Below are 16,972 nucleotides of genomic sequence, written 5' to 3'. Positions count from 1 at the left end.
GAGAGTATTTAGGTGATCAGCCTCTTGGATTGCTCTCCTCTCGGTTACTTGCACTATCCTTCCGAATTCAATTTTAGCGAAAATATAGTTGACCAGAAAAGATGCTATCGCAATTACCACTATGCTGGCAATCGTGTAGTACAAGACCAGGGGGAAACTCTTTCCACCTTTACTTTTTGCAATTTCCGGGAGCAATGGGAATTTCCTCATATCTTTTCTCCAACAATATCCTGTTATGCTTTGGAAAGCCTCACCTTACTACCAATGCCGTTCGTAAGAGCCAGTGACCGTTGCCTGAGAATCTTTTAAGGGCCGTCGTCATCTTCTTGTCTCCCTTCGCAATATCACTCAGATTCTTGTTATTGGTCGAACTAGCTGTCCGCTTCCGATTGCTTCTATAAGTTTACGTATCTCTGGAGAACCGGTTCTGTCGGTTGGCAGACAGAGGAATTAATCTGACCAGGTAGACGAAGAGTGGTCCAAAGAATGGGGACTGGTAATTTAACTTTGCTTGACTCAAATTGACGAAAACTGTTCTACAATGAGTGGCAACTTCATTTGACAAACCCTCCACCCCCCAAGGGTTTTCCGCTGAAAGCGATCTTGGTCAGAAAACATATGTTGATTTCTATTGAATGGCCGATCCCACCCCCAAAATAGGGGGCAGGATCAACCGTTTTTCAGACCAAATTGCAACCAGACCTACTTCTTCCGTCGAGAATGCGCCGCCCTTACAAAGCTGAGGTCGTAGACTCATGTTCCTTCCTCGTCTGCGGTCAAAATCTTGATGACTAGCTGATCCCACCCCGAAGCCTCGCGACAGAATCAACCGTTTTCGCCGCTTTTTCAGGCTAAATTCCAGTTCAATTACAGATGATAGGCCTAGTCTCGTCGGGAAGCGTCGCCCCACGGAGCTTTAAGGCGGCCCGGAGGCTGCTATGGGGATGATCTCCCTTCTTTGTCTCTCAAGGAATCAGTAGCGAGGTTCAACGTCCGTTAGCAACCATGGTGGTCGGAGGACTGATAACATCGACAACATTAACTCTACTGGTTATTCCCGCCCTTCATAAATGGTTCTCCGTCGAAATCGAAACAGAAATAAAAACCTAAATTGGAGGAAATCATCGGTGGACTGTCTACAAATAGCACTGCTATTCTTTCAACCCGTGCTGTGGTTTCCGATGAAACACCGATCAATGAATATGTAAGGGTCAAGAGTGATGTGAACGATTTGTGTGAACAGGCGAATATTCATCATGCCACAGTGGAAATCGAAAATGAGGACGGATACCGCAAGATAACTGATTGTCAATTGTTGTTTAGTTGAAATATCTACCCTTAAAAATAGTGAGGTAGAAGCGATCAATCGGAAATCTACGCAAGGATTCTTGGCAGGCCTTCTGTTAATTAGGATCGGGTTGAATCAAAGTATTGTTCACAGATGAAACCAAACAGCCATGTCTACTTGGTCGGTCTGCTCTATTTAGTGGCGCAGGCTGGGTTTACGCAGTCCGTGTCGAAGACTACGCATACTTTATTTCTGGGTGAAGAGAAAGTGTGGGTGGATATGTATGAAGAGCCCGGCGCAGACGTCACGCTTCTGAACCTCCATGACAACGAGAATACCGCTGCCGAAGCGGGCCTGGCGTTCATCGAAAAGCACGGTGGTCGGTTGATCGAGTTACGGCATGGTCGTGGCCGGGAAGTGGTAGTACGTTTGGAGGGTGTGCTATACCGGTTCGATCCCAACCGTATGTTTTCAGATGCGGGGCTGCGCGCCTCTCTCGAATACTACCACAATAACACCGATAGAGTCTTTGCCATCGCTGCGGCCTTCCGGGACACGATTGTGGATCTGCTCAATATTCAAAGAGGTATGGTCATCATCGCAATTCACAACAATACGCCATACAAAATGACGATCAACGATTTTTATCCCGGAGAATGGTACGGAGAAGATACCCAGGAAGTGTATCTCAATCGCCAGGGGGACCCGGACAATTTTTTTTCTGTCACTGCTGATAGTCTGTTTACTGCCTTATCCTCCTTGGGTCATAATGTCGCCCTCAGGGCAAAACATCCGCCAGACCGGGGAATGCTAAGCGATTACTGTGTGAACCTTGGAGCGCTGCACGTCACCGTTGAGGCTGAGCATGGTAAACGGATCGAACAAGAAGAAATGTTGGAGGTACTTTGGAAGATTCTGACGGAGAAAGCAAACGGGATCACATACGATTAGTGCACACAGCAAAAGACATTTCTTAACGCGTTAAACAAAGCGTTACAGAATGAAACCGACCAAGTAGTTATGATGCAGTTGGAGCAAGCGATTACGTCAATTGAATAATCTCATCAATGTCGATTGGTTTCCTACAAATATTTATCGGTAGTTTCATTTTGAGTGTCGTTCACGCTCTAATTCCCAACCATTGGATTCCTTTGGTCGCAATTGGGAGAGCGGAGAAATGGACACGAACTGAAACGCTGGGTGTAACGGCTATGGCGGGTTTTGCCCATACAGCCAGCACCATCCTGATCGGGATTGTCATCGGTCTGATGGGTTACAGGTTGTCATCCTCATACGCATTCATCACACACATTGTCGCACCTATTATCCTGGTAGGTCTCGGATCTGTTTACCTGATGATTGATGTGAAGGATTCCCACCTGAAACATCATTTGGAGGTCAATCAAGTGGGTTCCCGGAGATCGAAATCTGCCATTATTACCTCTCTGACTATGGCGATGTTCTTTTCACCATGTATTGAAATAGAGGCCTATTATTTCTTCGCAAGTTCCCTTGGTTGGCTGGGAATTATGACTGTAACTGCGGTCTATTTGGTCACAACCGTTCTGGGGATGGTTCTTTTAGTCAATTCAGCCCTGAAAGGAATCGAAAAACTGAAATGGAACTTCTTGGAACACCGAGAAAAAAGGGTGACTGGTCTCATCTTGATTCTTCTCGGGGTTTTTGCCTATCTTGTGAATATCTAAATCAAACTCTGTCCGCTATTATGGAAATACGCTCCGGGACATTCTACCTGTCCCGCTCGGGCGGGGTGCGTAAAGGTCTTGCCATGTTGGCTGCCCCTCGATTACGAGAAATGATGGCTCAGAACAAAAGTTATGGACAAATAAAGGGCGGGTAGAGAGATCTTGTCAATACTTAATTTATCAAAGATGTGACCCTATTTCACTCCTTGCAGGCTTCTACAATGTCTTTGAAAACCTTATCGCTCTCATCCAGTAGAGGCTGGCAGGTCGCCGCACCTTTGAGACCGCCACCACCGTACTTTCTGCAGAGTTCGTTCGCATCAACTGTGGAGGACCTGACAAAAATGGAATGGGCAACCGAAATAGTGTCGAACTCTCCCTTCTTGCCATCGGCAATTCTAACAGAAATGTTACCCTCTTCCAAACTCGGCAGCGTATAGATCAAGAACCGGTTGGCAGCGGGAATTTTCTTTCCCCTGACATCCGTGACAATGACATTTCCATCAAGGTAGGAATTTTCCGAGTAGAACTCGGCGGCTGTCTCCTGCAGCTCGTGGTACTTCATGATCCGTTCCTGGGTGTCGGGCATCGCCAGAACTTCATCTACCGTATGCTCTGTGAGTAAATGGGGGACCTGCAACACCCACTGATAATTGCTGATGGCAAAATCATGAATTAATCCCAGACCGGTGCGTGGATCGAGAAGGAACCCGAGCAAGATTGCTCCCTGAGGCTCTTTGACCTGCTCCAGCGTCAGATTGGCACTGTCGACCAGGTCGGTATCACGAACAATTTCCCCGAGTTTTCTCAGTTCGGGATGGTCCGGCAAAAAGTATTTGTACACCAGGCCTGCGGCACTGGGAGCCTCTTCCACGAGCCCCTTGAAATCTGACGGAAGCCGCGTCCTATCAATTTCCCCGGAGTGGTGGTCAAACCACATGTGGCAGTTAGGATGATAAGGCAGATTGCAAATGATGTCCTGGTCTGAAACATCAACTCTTCCCTCCTGCATATCCTTCGGATGAGCCTGTTTCAATTCGTCACACAGCCCCACTTCCTCGAGGATGGCTGCGCAGACTGTTCCATCCAGATCACCTCGATAGATGACTCTCATATCACCTCCTCATATCTTGATGTTTGACGTGTCCCTTCAGTTTCAACCTGACTCCCTGCATGCTTCGACAATCTCCCTCAACACTCTGTCGCTCTCCTTAAGGGAAGGTTGACAGGTGGCCGCGCCCTTGTGGCCACCCCCTCCGTGTTTCATGCACAGCTTCCCGGCGTCAACGGTAGACGTTCTGACAAAGATAGAATGCGCCACGGAAATGGTGTCAAACTCTCCTTTCTTTCCGTCGGCGATCCTCACGGAAATGTTTCCCCGGTCAAGACCTGGCAGGGTGTAGATCAAGAAACGATTGGCCGGAGGAATCTTCTTGCCTCGAACGTCCGTCAAAATAACGTTCCCATCAAGGTGGCTATTCTCAGAGTAAAACTCGCCGGCTTCCTTCTGCATTTCGTGGTATTTCCTGATTCGTTCCTGGGAATCAGACATTTCCAAAATCTCACCCACGGAGTGTTTTGTAAGTAACTCGGGAACCTGTGACACCCACTGATAATTGCTGATGGCGAAGTCATGGATTAGTCCCAAACCGGTGCGTGGATCGAGCAAGAAACCCAAGAGAACAGCGCCAGTGGGATTCTTGACCTGATTCATACTGAGGTTCGCACTGTCAACCAGATCCGTATCATGAACCAGCTGATCGTATTTCCCCAACTCAGGATGTTCTGTGAGAAAGTACTTGTACACCAATCCGGCAGCGCTGGGGGCTACGTCGACTAATCCTTTGAAGTCGGCAGGCAGTTCTGTCCGGTCGATTTCACTTGAATGGTGATCGAACCACATGTTGCAGTTTGGATGATAGGGGAGATTGCAGATGATGTCCTCACTGGTGACGTCTACCTTTCCATCTTGCATGTCCTTGGGATGGATTTGCACAAGTTTATCGCACAGGCCCAAGTCCATCAGGATTGTCGCACATACTACACCGTCCAGATCTCCTCTGTAGATGACCCTCATACTTTTCCCCTTTCTGTTTTTTAAGAGCGTTCGCTGAAATGACTCATAAGGAACTTCCTCCTCTCCGGTCGGCTTTCAGTGAACCTTGACTCAACAGATCTGATAAAGCCAATTCCTCCCTATTCTCAGGCCTGATAGATTCTGCGAAGACAGGCCATTTAGCAAATGATTATCACCAATCCAGCACGCCCTCATTCCGATGGCCCCATTGAACATGAAGCCACATGTGGATCAGAATGCACCCGTCTTGAAAGAATCACGGCCTCTGCCAGCTCAGTCAAACAGGTGGCTATTGAGTGTATCGGCCTAACCTCTCACAAAGGGAATCTACCAAACGTTCACCAAAATTCAACCAAATTGAGTGCATAACCGTCAACTGAAAGCACCGCCACATACTTTACAGATTAGATCAGGAGTATGAGGATGGTGCGAAATAGCGTGTCTTTTTAGGAGCAGAATGGCGTACTTTCACGATTCGGTCAAGGATTATGGAGACGCTTCTTTTTGTCCTTCTTCTTTTTCCACCATCGTGGCAGACGGTCGAATCAGGTACTCTGACCACAGAAACCGCCCAGCTCCTGGTAGGAGCATACGGCATCCATTTCGGGACAGCACAGGAGGATGTCATTCAGTCCTTGAGCGATGAACACGATGTGCAATCGGTGCAGAAGATCTCACGAGAGGTTTATACGGTTCTGGAATTTCCTGATTTTCCACTCAGCGGTATCTCAAAACTTCGTGTCTTTGTGCATCCAGAGGAAGGCGTATTCTGGATCGAGGAAGAAATCGGGCTGAGGTGGGATCTCCAACGGAGAGACCAGGATAATCTTGAATACCACCAAAGAAGACTGGAAGAGATTCTGGGCCGGTTAAGCAGGGAATATGGAAACGAAGTGGTTCATGAAGATACGAACCTCGGCGGGCGCTTTGAGAAGAACGATTTTGTGAGGGCGACATGGACATTCCCGGAGAACCGTTGGATCCATGTCATCTATGAGCCACAGGATTGGGAGCTTTTCCCTGAGAGAAACAAGATTTTGGTCATTTATCGCGATTCGAGCCGCGATCCCCGGAGGAACTGAGGCTGCGCAGCAACTCAAAACGGTAGATCCCCGTGTCATGACCATCCTTCCAGAAAGGCTGAATCGCGTAGTACCCCACGGATCTTAAGCTCGCCATCTCATATCCCGTTTCCCCTTTTGGGCGGCCGTAGCCTCCATAGACATTTCCCAGGGCATCTTTTTCTCCGGCACACTCGGCGCAAGGACACGCATCTCTCAGCTTTTTCAGAGAAACATAACTCTCTTCCCCGTCACTCCACCGGATGACAAGGATATCATTCACGACGTCATATGCTTCCATTGACAACGGTGACATGGCTTACGTCTCCTTGATTGTTCACGCCATTTCGGTTAAATTTGCGCCACTGACCGGTGTCCAGCAAGGTAGAAATTGAAAGGGGTTCGTAGCTCAGCAGGTTAGAGCGCTACGCTCACATCGTAGAGGTCGCAGGTTCAAATCCTGCCGGGCCCACGCAGCTGTCAAAACACAACCAGTGACTGCATCGAAGGAAACAGAAACAACATGAATCTCATGACAAGCCGGCCTTTGGCGCGGGAGATATGATCCGTGGAAGGACTTGGAATCAGAGCCACGTTCCAAGTCCTGAGACGTAGACGAACAGATCATGCACCTATGAGGTGCATTTTTTGTATCTTTGTAAAGGATTGTGTCGGAACTTAGTCAGCTGCTGCAACTCCAGGAGGTAGATTCCAAACTTATCGAGCTGGAACATCTGAAAGGAGATTTACCCAGGAAAGTAGAGGAACTCACCTCAAGAATTGAGGAACTGACGTTGTCCACTAAAGTAAATGAGAAGCGACTCAAAGAAATTACCGTTGAAATTCGCCGGATTCAGGGAGAAGAAACTGATAGGAAGGGCAAGATTGAAAAGCTGAAGGACCAACTCTATCTGGTGAAAACGAACAGGGAGTATGATGCCCTCATGAGCGAAATTGACCATTTGAAGGGCGAAGTTGACGAAGAAGAATTGAGGGAGCTAGAACTGAGTGAAGAGAATGAGAGACTTGAGGAGCAGGTAAAGCTTGACCGGCTCGAGACAGGACATATGGAGCAAGAGTTGCGCTTGAGAAAGAAGGAGTTGGCGGAAACCATTTCAAAAACAGAAAGACAGTACAAAAAACTAATGTTGGAACGTGAAGCATTGACCCCCAAAATAGATGCCCGGTACATGGGGCTGTATGACCGGGTGAGGGGTGCCAGAGAAGGTGTAGCTGTGGTACCCATAGTTGACCATGCGTGTGGAGGCTGTCATTCGCGGGTCACCTCCCAGTCGCTGGTGGAGATCCGCCATGGCCACACCATAGTTCAGTGTCCGGTCTGCCGCCGCATTCTCTACTGGAGAGAAGACTAGACCTTCTTTCCTTTGAACTGAAGCTTTTTGACATCAGAGCTGGTCGGGTGATCGCCCTCCCGACATGTCGGGGGGGAGGAAAGTCCGAACACCGCAGGGCAGGATGCCTCCTAACGGGAGGGATCCCGACTTGTTCGGGATACGGATAGTGCAACAGAGAGTAGACTGTCCCGGTGACTATCGGGACAAAGGTGAAACGGTGGTGTAAGAGACCACCAGTTTCCGGTGAAAATCGGGAAGCTCTGAAAACCCCATCCGGTGCAAGATCAAGCAGTCCTGGAATCGATGTGGCCCGCATCGAAAGGGACGGGTGGGTCGCTCGATCCCGACTGTGAAGTTGGGACCAGATGAATGATCGCCGCTCTCCCGGATTCTCGGGAGGGTTACAGAATTCGGCTTACAGACCAGCTCTGATTCTTTTGTTTACCCCCGAAGATTCCTATTATGAGTACCTGGAAGAATAAACCCGTTGACCAGCAGCTCGTGGGGAACCTCCAACGCCAATTCGAAATTCCCGAAATCATGGCACGTGTCCTCGCCAACCGGGGTATCCGTTCCATCAGCGATTCGCAGCCCTTCTTCTCACCGGACATCGACCAGCTTCATGATCCCTTCCTCATGCTAAACATGGAGAAGGCAGCAGGAAAAGTGGCTGAAGAGATCCGGGAAGGAGGGCACATTCTGGTCTTCGGTGACTACGATGTTGATGGCACCACGGGATCCTCCATGCTTTTTCTGTTTCTCAGATCAGTGGGTGCCCGTCCTTCTGTTTACATTCCGGATAGGGAAAAGGAGGGATACGGTCTCTCCAGCAGAGGTGTCGATTTAGCGGTGGAAAAGGGCGCTCGTCTTCTCATCACGTGCGACTGCGGCATCAGTGCGGTGGAGGCAGTCGAGTACGCAAACAGTAGAGGCATCGAGGTTATTATCACGGATCATCACACACCCGGAACCGCTCTACCGGAAGCCTTTGCCATTCTTAATCCCAAGCAGACGGGCTGTTCCTATCCCTTCAAGGAATTGTGTGGAGGGGGTGTGGCTTTTAAACTTGTATGCGCCGTGGCCCAGCTGATTGGCTGCGGTTTCCATTACGCCTCAGAACACCTCGATTTGATAACCCTGGGAACCGCGGCAGATATTGTACCTCTCATTGATGAAAATCGAATTATCGTTTCCAATGGAATTCACCAATTGGAGGAGACAGCCAGACCTGGACTGAGAGCTCTTCTGGATGTATGCAGCCTATCGGGAAAGGAGCTCACAGTGGGCAGGCTCATATTCTGGGTTGCACCCAGAATCAACGCGGCAGGACGGTTAGGAGATGCCAACCGGGCGGTGAAGTTACTCACCACCGAAGATTTTGGGGAGGCCGTAAATCTCGCCAGGGAATTGAATAATGAGAATCGCTCTCGACAGACCATTCAGCAGGTAACAGTGGATGAAGCGCACCGGAAGATAAACGCCGAAGTCGATCTGGAACATCAACGAGCGATTGTTCTCTGGAAGGAAGGGTGGCATCCCGGTGTCATCGGGATTGTTTCCTCAAAGATCAAGGAAGAATTCCACAGGCCCGTGGTTACCATCGCCATGAACGGTGAAAGGGGAAAAGGATCGGCCAGAAGCATTTCGAAGTTCGATGTGTATGAAATTCTGGCGAAATGCGCCCCTTATCTTGACGACTATGGTGGACATCCCATGGCGGCCGGACTGAATATTTCAGCCCGGAATCTTGAGAGTTTTCGAAAGGCCTTTGTGGATCTTGCCAATGAATCTCTTGGCCCCGAGGACATGGTTCCGGAATTGCACATTGATGGTGAAATGGAATTGAGCGTTATTGACAAGCAATTCATGGACTTTATGAAAAAACTGGCTCCTTATGGACCCGGCAATAGCCGCCCCCAATTCGTGTCAAGAAATGTTCAGGTGGCAGGATCACCTCGCATTGTGGGTAGTGGCGATCATCTAAAATTCACTGCCAGACAGGGATCGACCCGATACGACGTCATCGGGTTTAATCTCGCGAAGCATTATGAACAGCTAATCACAGGCGATCCCGTTGACCTCGCCTTCCGTGTGGAAGAGAACGAATGGAAAGGAAAGAAGTCCATTCAGTTGAACTTGCAGGATATCAAGAAAAGCGGTGAGAAGACATCATGAAACACGCACGTATCGCTGGTATAGGTCATTACGCTCCAGAAAAAATTGTCTCCAATGCCGATCTTGAAAAACTGATGGATACATCAGACGACTGGATAACGGAACGCACCGGAATCAAGGAACGGCATTTCGCCGAGGGGGATGTGGGCACTTCTGACCTTGGCGTCACGGCTGCGGAAAAAGCCCTTGAAATGGCTGAACTTTCACCGGAAGATATCGATCTGGTCATTTTCGCCACCATCTCCTCCGACTTCTTCTTTCCCGGTTCGGCGGTTCAAATTCAGGAAAAGATGGGAATGAAAAATGTGGGGGCTTTTGACCTGAGAGCTGCCTGCTCCGGTTTTGTTTACGGTCTCGCTGTCGCCGATCAATTCCTCAAAACTGGCACGCATGAAAACGTCCTGCTCATCGGTGCGGAAATCCAGAGCACAGCCATAAAGTTTGAAACGGAACACCGGGACATGGCCATTCTCTTTGGAGACGGCGCAGGGGCCGTCGTGTTGCAGGCAACCAATTCGGATTCACGTATTCTTTCTACCCACCTCCATTCCGATGGGAAATATGCCAGGGAATTATGGCTGGCGGCCCCTGGAAGCCGGTACAAGCCCTGGTTGAGCCGGGAAATCATGGACAAAGGCCTCCACATACCTTCCATGAACGGGCGTGAAGTCTTCCGGCACGCCGTCGTCAGGTTTCCTGAAGTTATCCATGAAGCGCTGGATCACAACAACCTCACTCTCGATGACGTCAAGCTCATCATTCCCCATCAGGCCAACTTGAGGATCAGCCAGGCTGTGGCCAAGAGACTGGGAGTGGATATGGACATGGTTTACAGCAACATCCATAAATACGGGAATACCACGGCTGCCTCAATCCCCATCGCCATGTCGGAGGCCTACAGCGAAGGGAGGTTCGGCAAAGGTGATATTGTTATCGCCGCTGCATTCGGCTCGGGGTTCACCTGGGCCTCGGCAGCCATTCGGTGGTAACAACCTCTATACCCTGGATTGATTTGCAAGGGACTCATGACGAAGGTAAATTGTATTTGTAACCTTCTGCGGGACCGCATGTAGCCTCCAGCCCAGCTGAACGATGAACGAACTATTCCTTTCCGAAGAACAGTTGATGCTCCGAGATATGGTCCGGGAGTTTGCCGTGAATGAGGTAGCCCCTATCGCTGCCGAAATTGATCGTAACTCCCGGTTTCCACGAGAGATTGTCCAGAGGATGTCGGAGCTGGGCCTCATGGGTATTCCCATCCCCGAAAAATACGGTGGTGCGGGCATGGATCATGTGGCCTATGCCACGGCCGTCTGTGAACTGGCCAAGATATGTGCATCCACGGCCATTACCATGGCCGCCCACACCTCTTTGGGAACCACACCGATACTTCTCATAGGCAGCGAGGAACAGAAAAAGAAGTTTCTCCCAAAGCTCGCCTCCGGTGAAATGATCGGTGCTTTTGGGCTCACGGAACCCGAAGCCGGAAGCGACGCCAGAGCCACCAAGACAACCGCTGTCCTGAACGGAAATGAGTGGGTCATAAATGGGGGAAAAATCTTTACAACCAACGCCGGTGTTGCAGGTCTGCTCCTCATCACCGCCGTCACGCTTATCGGAGGAGAGACCGAGGGCATCGGTGCTTTCGTTGTCGAAACTGATACCCCCGGTCTGAAGCTAGGTCCCCCTGAAAAGAAAATGGGCTGGAAAGCTTCGGATACGCGGCAGGTATTCTTCGAGGATCTACACATTCCCCAGGATCATCTGCTGGGAACTCCAGGGGAGGGCTTCAAGACCTTCCTGAAAGCACTCATAGGAGGACGAATCTCCGTAGGTGCCCTGGCAGTTGGCACTGCTGAGGGGGCTTATGAAGCAGCCCTCAAATACGCGCGGGAAAGGGAGGCCTTTGGAAAACCCATCTATCAATTTCAGTCCGTGGGGTTCAAGCTTGCGAACATGGCAACGGAGATTGAAGCTGCCAGACTGCTCGTTTACGAAGCTGCCAGACGATACGACTTGAAACAGAAGGTGATCAAACAAGCAGCCATGGCAAAACTTTTTGCCTCAGAGGTGGCCATGAGGACCACCATCGATGCGATTCAGATCTTCGGGGGTTTCGGTTACATTAAGGACTATCCCGTTGAGAGATTCTTCCGTGACGCAAAGGTGCTGACGATAGGAGAGGGAACCAGCGAGATTCAGCGTCTCATTATTCTCCGGGAATTAATCAGTTCCTTTCCAGAGCATGAGCCACAATCCGTTACCTCGTCATGAAACCACTTTTTGGGTCAAAAAAGTCAAAGAATAACAACGACAGGGAGGGGAACCAGACACGCCGTATCCTGATTTTCACCGGTCTTACATTGATTCTCTCACTTTTCTTTCCCCGGGGGAAGTCGCTGGAATACAACTACAATTTGGACGATATCACAAGGGAAGAAATTGTGGCCCAGTTCAGTTTTCCCATTCTGAAGGAGGAAAACAAACTGCAGGCGGATATGGATGAAAAAATCCGCTCCACACCCTACCTGTTTGCTCGACAACAGGAGATCGTCAATGAGCAGACCGAGGGGATCGAATCCTTTTTTCGGTCTGCTGTGGAACTACACGCGGCGAGGGAAAGATATGACGAGACTCAGTCTCTCCTCTTTGCCTACCGCTACACCGACCAATATGAACAGGTACGCACCGTCGCCGTCACCGATAGCGCTGCTCTGAGCCAGGCAGAGGAGTCGTTTCGCGGTAACTACCCCTTCGATCTTTCAAATCCCCTCTGGAAAAACTTCATCCAAAAGATGCACTCGGATGGCCGGGAGATCGACTATGAGGAATTCAAACAGACCGTAATCAACATCTGCAGGAACCGGTGGGCCGAGGGTATTTTCGATATCGAAAAGTCAGAGATCAAAAGCGACCAGGTTGCCGTTGACGCTGGTGATGTGCTGGAACTATTCAAGATTGGCGACTTCAACGATCTCGAGGAGGCATGGGGAGTCAGAACCAAAGACGAACTGCGGAACGCATACCCGGAAGAAGACAATATTCTGAGTAAAATCGGCTACGATATTGTCGTGGCGTTTATGAAACCAAACGTGATCTTCAATAAGGAGAAGACGGAGGAGCGTAAAACGGATGCACTCGCCAAGGTCCCCCGATATCAGGGAATTGTGATGGAGAACGAAAGAATTGTTGACGCAAACACACGGGTGACACGGGAAGTTCTCTTGAAGCTGGACTCATACAGGCATGAACTCGACAAACGGGAGAAATTTGAAACAGGACTGGCAGTCATACTTCCGTGGGTGGGCCGTATTTTGCTTGTGGGGGTCATTCTATCTTTCTTTTTTACTTTCCTCAGAACTTACCGGCGTACGTTGTTTGAGGACAACAAGATGCTTCTCCTGTTCGGCACCATGTACCTCCTCATGGTGGCGTTGGCCTATGTCTTCGTTTTCACATTCGGTCTTTCTGAATATCTCGTTCCCGTTACGGTTGTCGCCATGGTTGTGACGGTACTGTTCGATGCCCGGATTGCGGTGATGGCGATGGTGGCCCTTTCCATCCTTATCGCTTTCATTATCGGCAACAAGCTCGATTTTGTCATCGTCTCTCTTTTCACCAGTGTTGCTGCCATCTATGCCGTGCGAAAACTACGAACCCGGGCGCAGCTGTTTTCGGCAATTCTTTATATAGTCGTTGGCGGTGCTCTGGCGATTGCCGCCCTGGGAATGCTGAAGCGGACAGAATGGACCCATATTCGGTACGATTTTCTTTTCATCGGCATGAGTGGGATTCTGGCCCCTTTTATCACCTTCGGTCTTAGTGCTCTGCTCGAAATCGTTTTCGGAGTCACTTCCGACCTTACTCTCCTGGAATTGTCAGACTTCAATCATCCCTTGCTGAAACGACTGTCCAAGGAGGCAAACGGAACCTTCAATCACTGCGTCGTGGTGGGAAATATGGTCGAATCATGTGCCAACGCCCTTAAAGCCAATCCTCTCCTCTGCCGTGTGGGAGCCTACTATCACGACATCGGCAAACTGATGCGCCCCGAATACTTTGTGGAAAATCAGTTGGGAAGCGATAACAAACACGACAATCTGTCCGCAACTTTGTCCGCCCGGATCATAACCAGCCACGTCAAAGACGGATTGAAACTTGCCAGGGAATATCGCCTGCCCCCTGCCGTCAGTGATTTCATTCCCATGCACCACGGCACAGACAGGATCGAGTATTTCTATCAAAAAGCCGTGGATCAGGCCAACGGCAATCCCTCGAAAGTGAACGAAAGTGACTTCTGCTACTCGGGCCCGAAACCCGACACGAAGGAGACAGGGATTCTCATGATCTGCGAGGCGGTGGAAGCCACCGTTCGTTCCCTAAAAAATCCCGATCTTCGCCAGATCAACGCCACGGTGACCAAGATCATTGAAAAACGACTCAAGGACGGTCAGTTGGACAATTGTCCCCTCACCATGCGGGATCTCGCCAGGATGCGAGGTGACGTGCGAGGAGGAGACGGATTGCTTCCGGTTCTCAGAGGCATTTATCACCTAAGAATTGAGTATCCGGATCAGAAAAAAATCCCCTCCCGCCCCACCGCTTCTGCATGATTTCTGTCCTCACTGAAGTAGCTGACGGCGATGTGACGGCTGTCTCATCCACCGTTGAAGAATTTGTGAAAACCGCTATGAATCGGGGCGGCGTTGAGGATGGAACTGTCACTGTAATTCTTACTAATGATCAGACGCTTCGAGAACTGCAACTGAGATTCCGGGAAAAAAATGAGTTTACAGATGTCCTGGCATTCCGACTCGACAGCGGGAAATCCGAGCCCATGGAAGGGGAAATCTACATCAGTGTGGAAAGAGCGACGGAGAACTCAAAGAAATATGGCGTATCTCTCGCCGACGAATTGAGTCGCCTGATCTTTCACGGTTGTCTTCACCTCGCGGGTCACAAGGACAGCACACAAATCGAGAAGACTGAGATGCGCCAGCTCGAAGATCAACTTCTGGAACAGGCGGCGGTTGGCAGTCTCCTGAAACATTGATCGCACTCGAAATTACCGTTTTTGTTCTGCTCCTGGCATTCTCGGCTTTCTTCTCGGGGGCCGAAGCGGCCTTCTTTTCACTCTCAAACACAACTCTTGCCCGGACAAAAGAGACGGAACAGATCATGGAAATCCTGCGCCGTCCAAGGAGACTTCTGATCACACTTCTGACGGGAAACACCGTCGTGAATACCATGATGGCTTTCTTCGCCGCCCTCATCACCGCCGACATCGCCTTGAAAGCGGGAGCCAACGTGCCTCTGCTTCTGGCCGCTGAGACAGTGGTGGTCACGGTGGTGATTCTACTGGTAAGTGAAATTACACCAAAGATACTCGCCCTCAAGAATTCGCAAACTTACGCCAGGCGGGTATCCCTCCCCGTGCGAATCGTCAGCCTTATCCTCTATCCCGTCGCCGCACTGCTGTACAAACTCACTCATTTCCTCACGGGCTGGCTTCCCTTCAAGAAAGAGCAGCTTTTCGAATCAAAGGCCGAATTGCGAACCCTGGCGGATCTCGGTGCAGACAGGGGGAGTCTCAATGAAGAAGAGACACGAATGATTAAATCGGTGTTTGATTATGGAGAGACCGCCGTTCGCGAGATCATGGTGCCGAGGATCGATGTGGTTGGCATTGAGAAGGAAACAACGGTGGAAAAAGCCATCGAAATCATTCAAAACACGCGGCTGTCGAAATTTCCCGTGTACAACCAAAGCATCGATTCCATAGAAGGTATGCTTTACGCCAAGGATCTACTTCCCCATCTCAACGGAGGCAGGGACGCTCGTGAACTTCTCTCTTTCTGCCGGGAACCCTTCTTTGTTCCGGAGTCGAAGCAGATTGACGATCTCTTGCGGGATTTCCAGCAGAGGAGGGAAATGGTCGCCGTCGTTGTGGATGAGTATGGCGGTACCGCCGGACTGGTAACCGTGGAGGATATTGTGGAGGAGGTGGTGGGCGAAATCCGCGACGAGTTTGACCGTGACTCTCCCCTCATCATCCCTGTTCGAAAAAAGCAGTGGCTTGTTGACGCGAAAATCGCCATAAACGATCTGCAGGATAGACTCCCCATCCCATTCCCCGAGGAGAGGGAATATGACACCATGGCCGGATTTCTCTTCCTGCAGTTCGGGGATATTCCATCGCCGGGAGAGAGGATCGAATTCGAAGGCTATGATTTTGAAGTGAGAACAGTTTCAGGAAACCGCATCGTACAGGTTGTTGTCACAGAAACGTGAGGACATGATGACCGGGAAGTTGTTTGAAGATCTCGTCTCCCTGGTGGAGACTCTCAGAGGAGAGAACGGGTGCCCCTGGGATCGTGAGCAGACCCACAGTTCCCTTCTCCCCTATTTTCTCGAAGAAGCTTATGAAGTTGTGGAGACAGTGGACCAGGAAGATTGGGAAACTCTGTCGGAGGAGCTGGGAGATATTCTACTCCATGTGGTTTTTCAGACAAGGATTGCAGAAGAAGAACACCATTTCAAGCTGGATAAGGTCATCCGATCCATCAATGAAAAACTGGTGAGGAGGCATCCACACGTCTTTGGAGACAAGAAAGCTGAAGGACCCAAACGTGCCCGGATGAGATGGGAGACGGCAAAGCAGAAGGAAAAAGGCCGGGAGTCTCGGCTCGACGGTGTGCCAAAAATCCTCCCTGCCCTGGTCCGGTCCCAGCGTCTCCAGGAGAAAGCATCCTATGTGGGATTTGATTGGGAGAGGAAAGATCAAGTGTGGCAGAAGGTTCTTGAGGAGCTCGAGGAATTGAAGGAGGCTCAGTCCGAAGGAAAAGGAGCTGCCGAGGAAGAGATGGGCGATCTTCTTTTTGCTCTGGTAAATCTGTGCCGCTTCTTGAACATTTCCGCGGAGAGTGCCCTCCGAAAATCCAGTGAGAAATTTTTCAATCGATTCAAGCTGGTTGAAAAGGAGCTCAAAAAGAAAAGAAAGTCAGTGGAGGATGCGACCCTTCAGGAAATGGAGGAAATCTGGAACTCGCTCAAGAAACAAGAGCCAAGGAGCAAGGATCAAGAACCCCCGCACGGTCGCAAACTCCCTTCGGGGTAAGAACCAAGTTTCAAGAACCAAGATCCAAGTTCAAAGATAAAAGGAAAAAGATAAAAGAGAATCAAGGGTACGGTTTCAAGACATGGTTGACACAAGAATGTCAGGACATGGTTGACACTCAACGACTAAACTTAGGGCATAATGACAAAGGAGATTACTTATGCCCTGGAAGGAGTGTAGCCTAATGGAGGAG

Annotated in this window: 15 protein-coding genes, 1 tRNA gene, 1 other RNA gene and 1 pseudogene; 14 read left to right on the top strand and 4 right to left on the bottom strand. The window is 50.0% G+C overall.

Features of this window, described 5'->3' with window-relative positions; translation table 11 throughout:
- Nucleotides 1-210 (bottom strand): hypothetical protein (locus V3U24_05000; GenBank protein MEE9166804.1); only part of this gene is annotated, 210 nt, incomplete at its 3' end.
- A 753-nt stretch (nucleotides 211-963) separates the two neighbouring features.
- Between V3U24_05000 and V3U24_04995 the strand changes: the two are divergent.
- The 3 genes and pseudogenes from V3U24_04995 (at nucleotide 964) to V3U24_04985 (ending at nucleotide 2,994) form a co-directional block, all read left to right on the top strand.
- Nucleotides 964-1,110 (top strand): annotated as a pseudogene (locus tag V3U24_04995) (efflux RND transporter permease subunit).
- 331 nt (nucleotides 1,111-1,441) lie between these two features.
- On the top strand, nucleotides 1,442-2,239 hold the full coding sequence (locus V3U24_04990) for a hypothetical protein (GenBank protein MEE9166803.1): 798 nt from the start codon (nucleotides 1,442-1,444) through the stop codon (nucleotides 2,237-2,239).
- Between the two features lie 158 nt (nucleotides 2,240-2,397).
- The gene (locus V3U24_04985) at nucleotides 2,398-2,994 is read left to right on the top strand and encodes a hypothetical protein (GenBank protein MEE9166802.1); all 597 of its coding nucleotides are present in this window, start codon (nucleotides 2,398-2,400) and stop codon (nucleotides 2,992-2,994) included.
- A 199-nt stretch (nucleotides 2,995-3,193) separates the two neighbouring features.
- On the opposite strand, the gene V3U24_04980 is transcribed toward V3U24_04985, so the two are convergent.
- Both V3U24_04980 and V3U24_04975 read right to left on the bottom strand, forming a co-directional pair.
- The gene (locus tag V3U24_04980; GenBank protein MEE9166801.1) at nucleotides 3,194-4,108 is read right to left on the bottom strand and encodes an exopolyphosphatase; all 915 of its coding nucleotides are present in this window, start codon (nucleotides 4,106-4,108) and stop codon (nucleotides 3,194-3,196) included.
- Nucleotides 4,109-4,150: 42 nt separating this feature from the next.
- On the bottom strand, nucleotides 4,151-5,071 hold the full coding sequence (locus tag V3U24_04975) for an exopolyphosphatase (protein MEE9166800.1): 921 nt from the start codon (nucleotides 5,069-5,071) through the stop codon (nucleotides 4,151-4,153).
- A gap of 488 nt (nucleotides 5,072-5,559) precedes the next feature.
- Here V3U24_04975 and V3U24_04970 point away from each other — a divergent pair, with 488 nt between their 5' ends.
- Nucleotides 5,560-6,153 carry a hypothetical protein gene (locus V3U24_04970; GenBank protein ID MEE9166799.1) on the top strand — a complete coding sequence of 198 codons (594 nt, stop codon included), beginning with the start codon at nucleotides 5,560-5,562 and terminating at the stop codon, nucleotides 6,151-6,153.
- Here V3U24_04970 and V3U24_04965 read toward each other — a convergent pair.
- Nucleotides 6,113-6,448, bottom strand: a complete 336-nt coding sequence (locus tag V3U24_04965) for a DUF971 domain-containing protein (protein ID MEE9166798.1) — start codon at nucleotides 6,446-6,448, stop codon at nucleotides 6,113-6,115. The two genes, V3U24_04970 and V3U24_04965, sit on opposite strands and share 41 nt — an antisense overlap.
- Before the next feature lie 82 nt (nucleotides 6,449-6,530).
- On the opposite strand from V3U24_04965, the gene V3U24_04960 reads away from it, so the two are divergent.
- The 10 genes from V3U24_04960 to mazG all read left to right on the top strand — a co-directional run bounded on the left by V3U24_04960 (nucleotide 6,531) and on the right by mazG (nucleotide 16,779).
- Nucleotides 6,531-6,604, top strand: a tRNA-Val gene (locus V3U24_04960).
- A 196-nt stretch (nucleotides 6,605-6,800) separates the two neighbouring features.
- Entirely contained in the window at nucleotides 6,801-7,505 is a 705-nt protein-coding gene (locus V3U24_04955; protein MEE9166797.1) for a C4-type zinc ribbon domain-containing protein, read from the top strand.
- A 35-nt stretch (nucleotides 7,506-7,540) separates the two neighbouring features.
- An RNA gene (gene rnpB / locus V3U24_04950) (RNase P RNA component class A) lies at nucleotides 7,541-7,921 on the top strand.
- 28 nt (nucleotides 7,922-7,949) lie between these two features.
- Entirely contained in the window at nucleotides 7,950-9,662 is a 1,713-nt protein-coding gene (gene recJ / locus V3U24_04945) for a single-stranded-DNA-specific exonuclease RecJ (GenBank protein MEE9166796.1), read from the top strand.
- Nucleotides 9,659-10,651: a beta-ketoacyl-ACP synthase III gene (locus tag V3U24_04940; GenBank protein ID MEE9166795.1), complete on the top strand. Its 993-nt coding sequence runs from the start codon at nucleotides 9,659-9,661 to the stop codon at nucleotides 10,649-10,651. The genes recJ and V3U24_04940 overlap by 4 nt, the downstream gene beginning before the upstream one ends.
- A 103-nt stretch (nucleotides 10,652-10,754) precedes the next feature.
- On the top strand, nucleotides 10,755-11,936 hold the full coding sequence (locus V3U24_04935) for an acyl-CoA dehydrogenase family protein (protein ID MEE9166794.1): 1,182 nt from the start codon (nucleotides 10,755-10,757) through the stop codon (nucleotides 11,934-11,936).
- On the top strand, nucleotides 11,933-14,275 hold the full coding sequence (locus V3U24_04930) for an HDIG domain-containing metalloprotein (GenBank protein MEE9166793.1): 2,343 nt from the start codon (nucleotides 11,933-11,935) through the stop codon (nucleotides 14,273-14,275). Before V3U24_04935 ends, V3U24_04930 begins: the two co-directional genes overlap by 4 nt.
- On the top strand, nucleotides 14,272-14,715 hold the full coding sequence (gene ybeY, locus V3U24_04925; protein ID MEE9166792.1) for an rRNA maturation RNase YbeY: 444 nt from the start codon (nucleotides 14,272-14,274) through the stop codon (nucleotides 14,713-14,715). Before V3U24_04930 ends, ybeY begins: the two co-directional genes overlap by 4 nt.
- Complete coding sequence (locus tag V3U24_04920) at nucleotides 14,712-15,953, top strand: hemolysin family protein (protein ID MEE9166791.1); 1,242 nt, start codon at nucleotides 14,712-14,714, stop codon at nucleotides 15,951-15,953. Before ybeY ends, V3U24_04920 begins: the two co-directional genes overlap by 4 nt.
- Before the next feature lie 4 nt (nucleotides 15,954-15,957).
- Nucleotides 15,958-16,779, top strand: a complete 822-nt coding sequence (mazG, locus tag V3U24_04915) for a nucleoside triphosphate pyrophosphohydrolase (protein MEE9166790.1) — start codon at nucleotides 15,958-15,960, stop codon at nucleotides 16,777-16,779.
- Nucleotides 16,780-16,972: the final 193 nt, after the last annotated feature.

It is taken from the genome of Candidatus Neomarinimicrobiota bacterium (assembly GCA_036476315.1).
In the GTDB taxonomy this organism is placed as follows: Bacteria; Fidelibacterota; Marinisomatia; order Marinisomatales; family S15-B10; genus JAZGBI01.
This window is presented reverse-complemented; position numbering and strand designations above follow the sequence as displayed.

Bases quoted from the DNA above. Each gene is read 5' to 3' on its own strand.
- V3U24_04990 (MEE9166803.1), top strand. From the start codon at position 1,442: ATGAAACCAAACAGCCATGTCTACTTGGTCGGTCTGCTCTATTTAGTG.
- V3U24_04980 (MEE9166801.1), bottom strand. From the start codon at position 4,108: ATGAGAGTCATCTATCGAGGTGATCTGGATGGAACAGTCTGCGCAGCC.
- V3U24_04975 (MEE9166800.1), bottom strand. From the start codon at position 5,071: ATGAGGGTCATCTACAGAGGAGATCTGGACGGTGTAGTATGTGCGACA.
- V3U24_04970 (MEE9166799.1), top strand. From the start codon at position 5,560: ATGGAGACGCTTCTTTTTGTCCTTCTTCTTTTTCCACCATCGTGGCAG.
- V3U24_04965 (MEE9166798.1), bottom strand. From the start codon at position 6,448: ATGTCACCGTTGTCAATGGAAGCATATGACGTCGTGAATGATATCCTT.
- recJ (MEE9166796.1), top strand. From the start codon at position 7,950: ATGAGTACCTGGAAGAATAAACCCGTTGACCAGCAGCTCGTGGGGAAC.
- V3U24_04940 (MEE9166795.1), top strand. From the start codon at position 9,659: ATGAAACACGCACGTATCGCTGGTATAGGTCATTACGCTCCAGAAAAA.
- V3U24_04935 (MEE9166794.1), top strand. From the start codon at position 10,755: ATGAACGAACTATTCCTTTCCGAAGAACAGTTGATGCTCCGAGATATG.
- V3U24_04930 (MEE9166793.1), top strand. From the start codon at position 11,933: ATGAAACCACTTTTTGGGTCAAAAAAGTCAAAGAATAACAACGACAGG.
- ybeY (MEE9166792.1), top strand. From the start codon at position 14,272: ATGATTTCTGTCCTCACTGAAGTAGCTGACGGCGATGTGACGGCTGTC.
- mazG (MEE9166790.1), top strand. From the start codon at position 15,958: ATGATGACCGGGAAGTTGTTTGAAGATCTCGTCTCCCTGGTGGAGACT.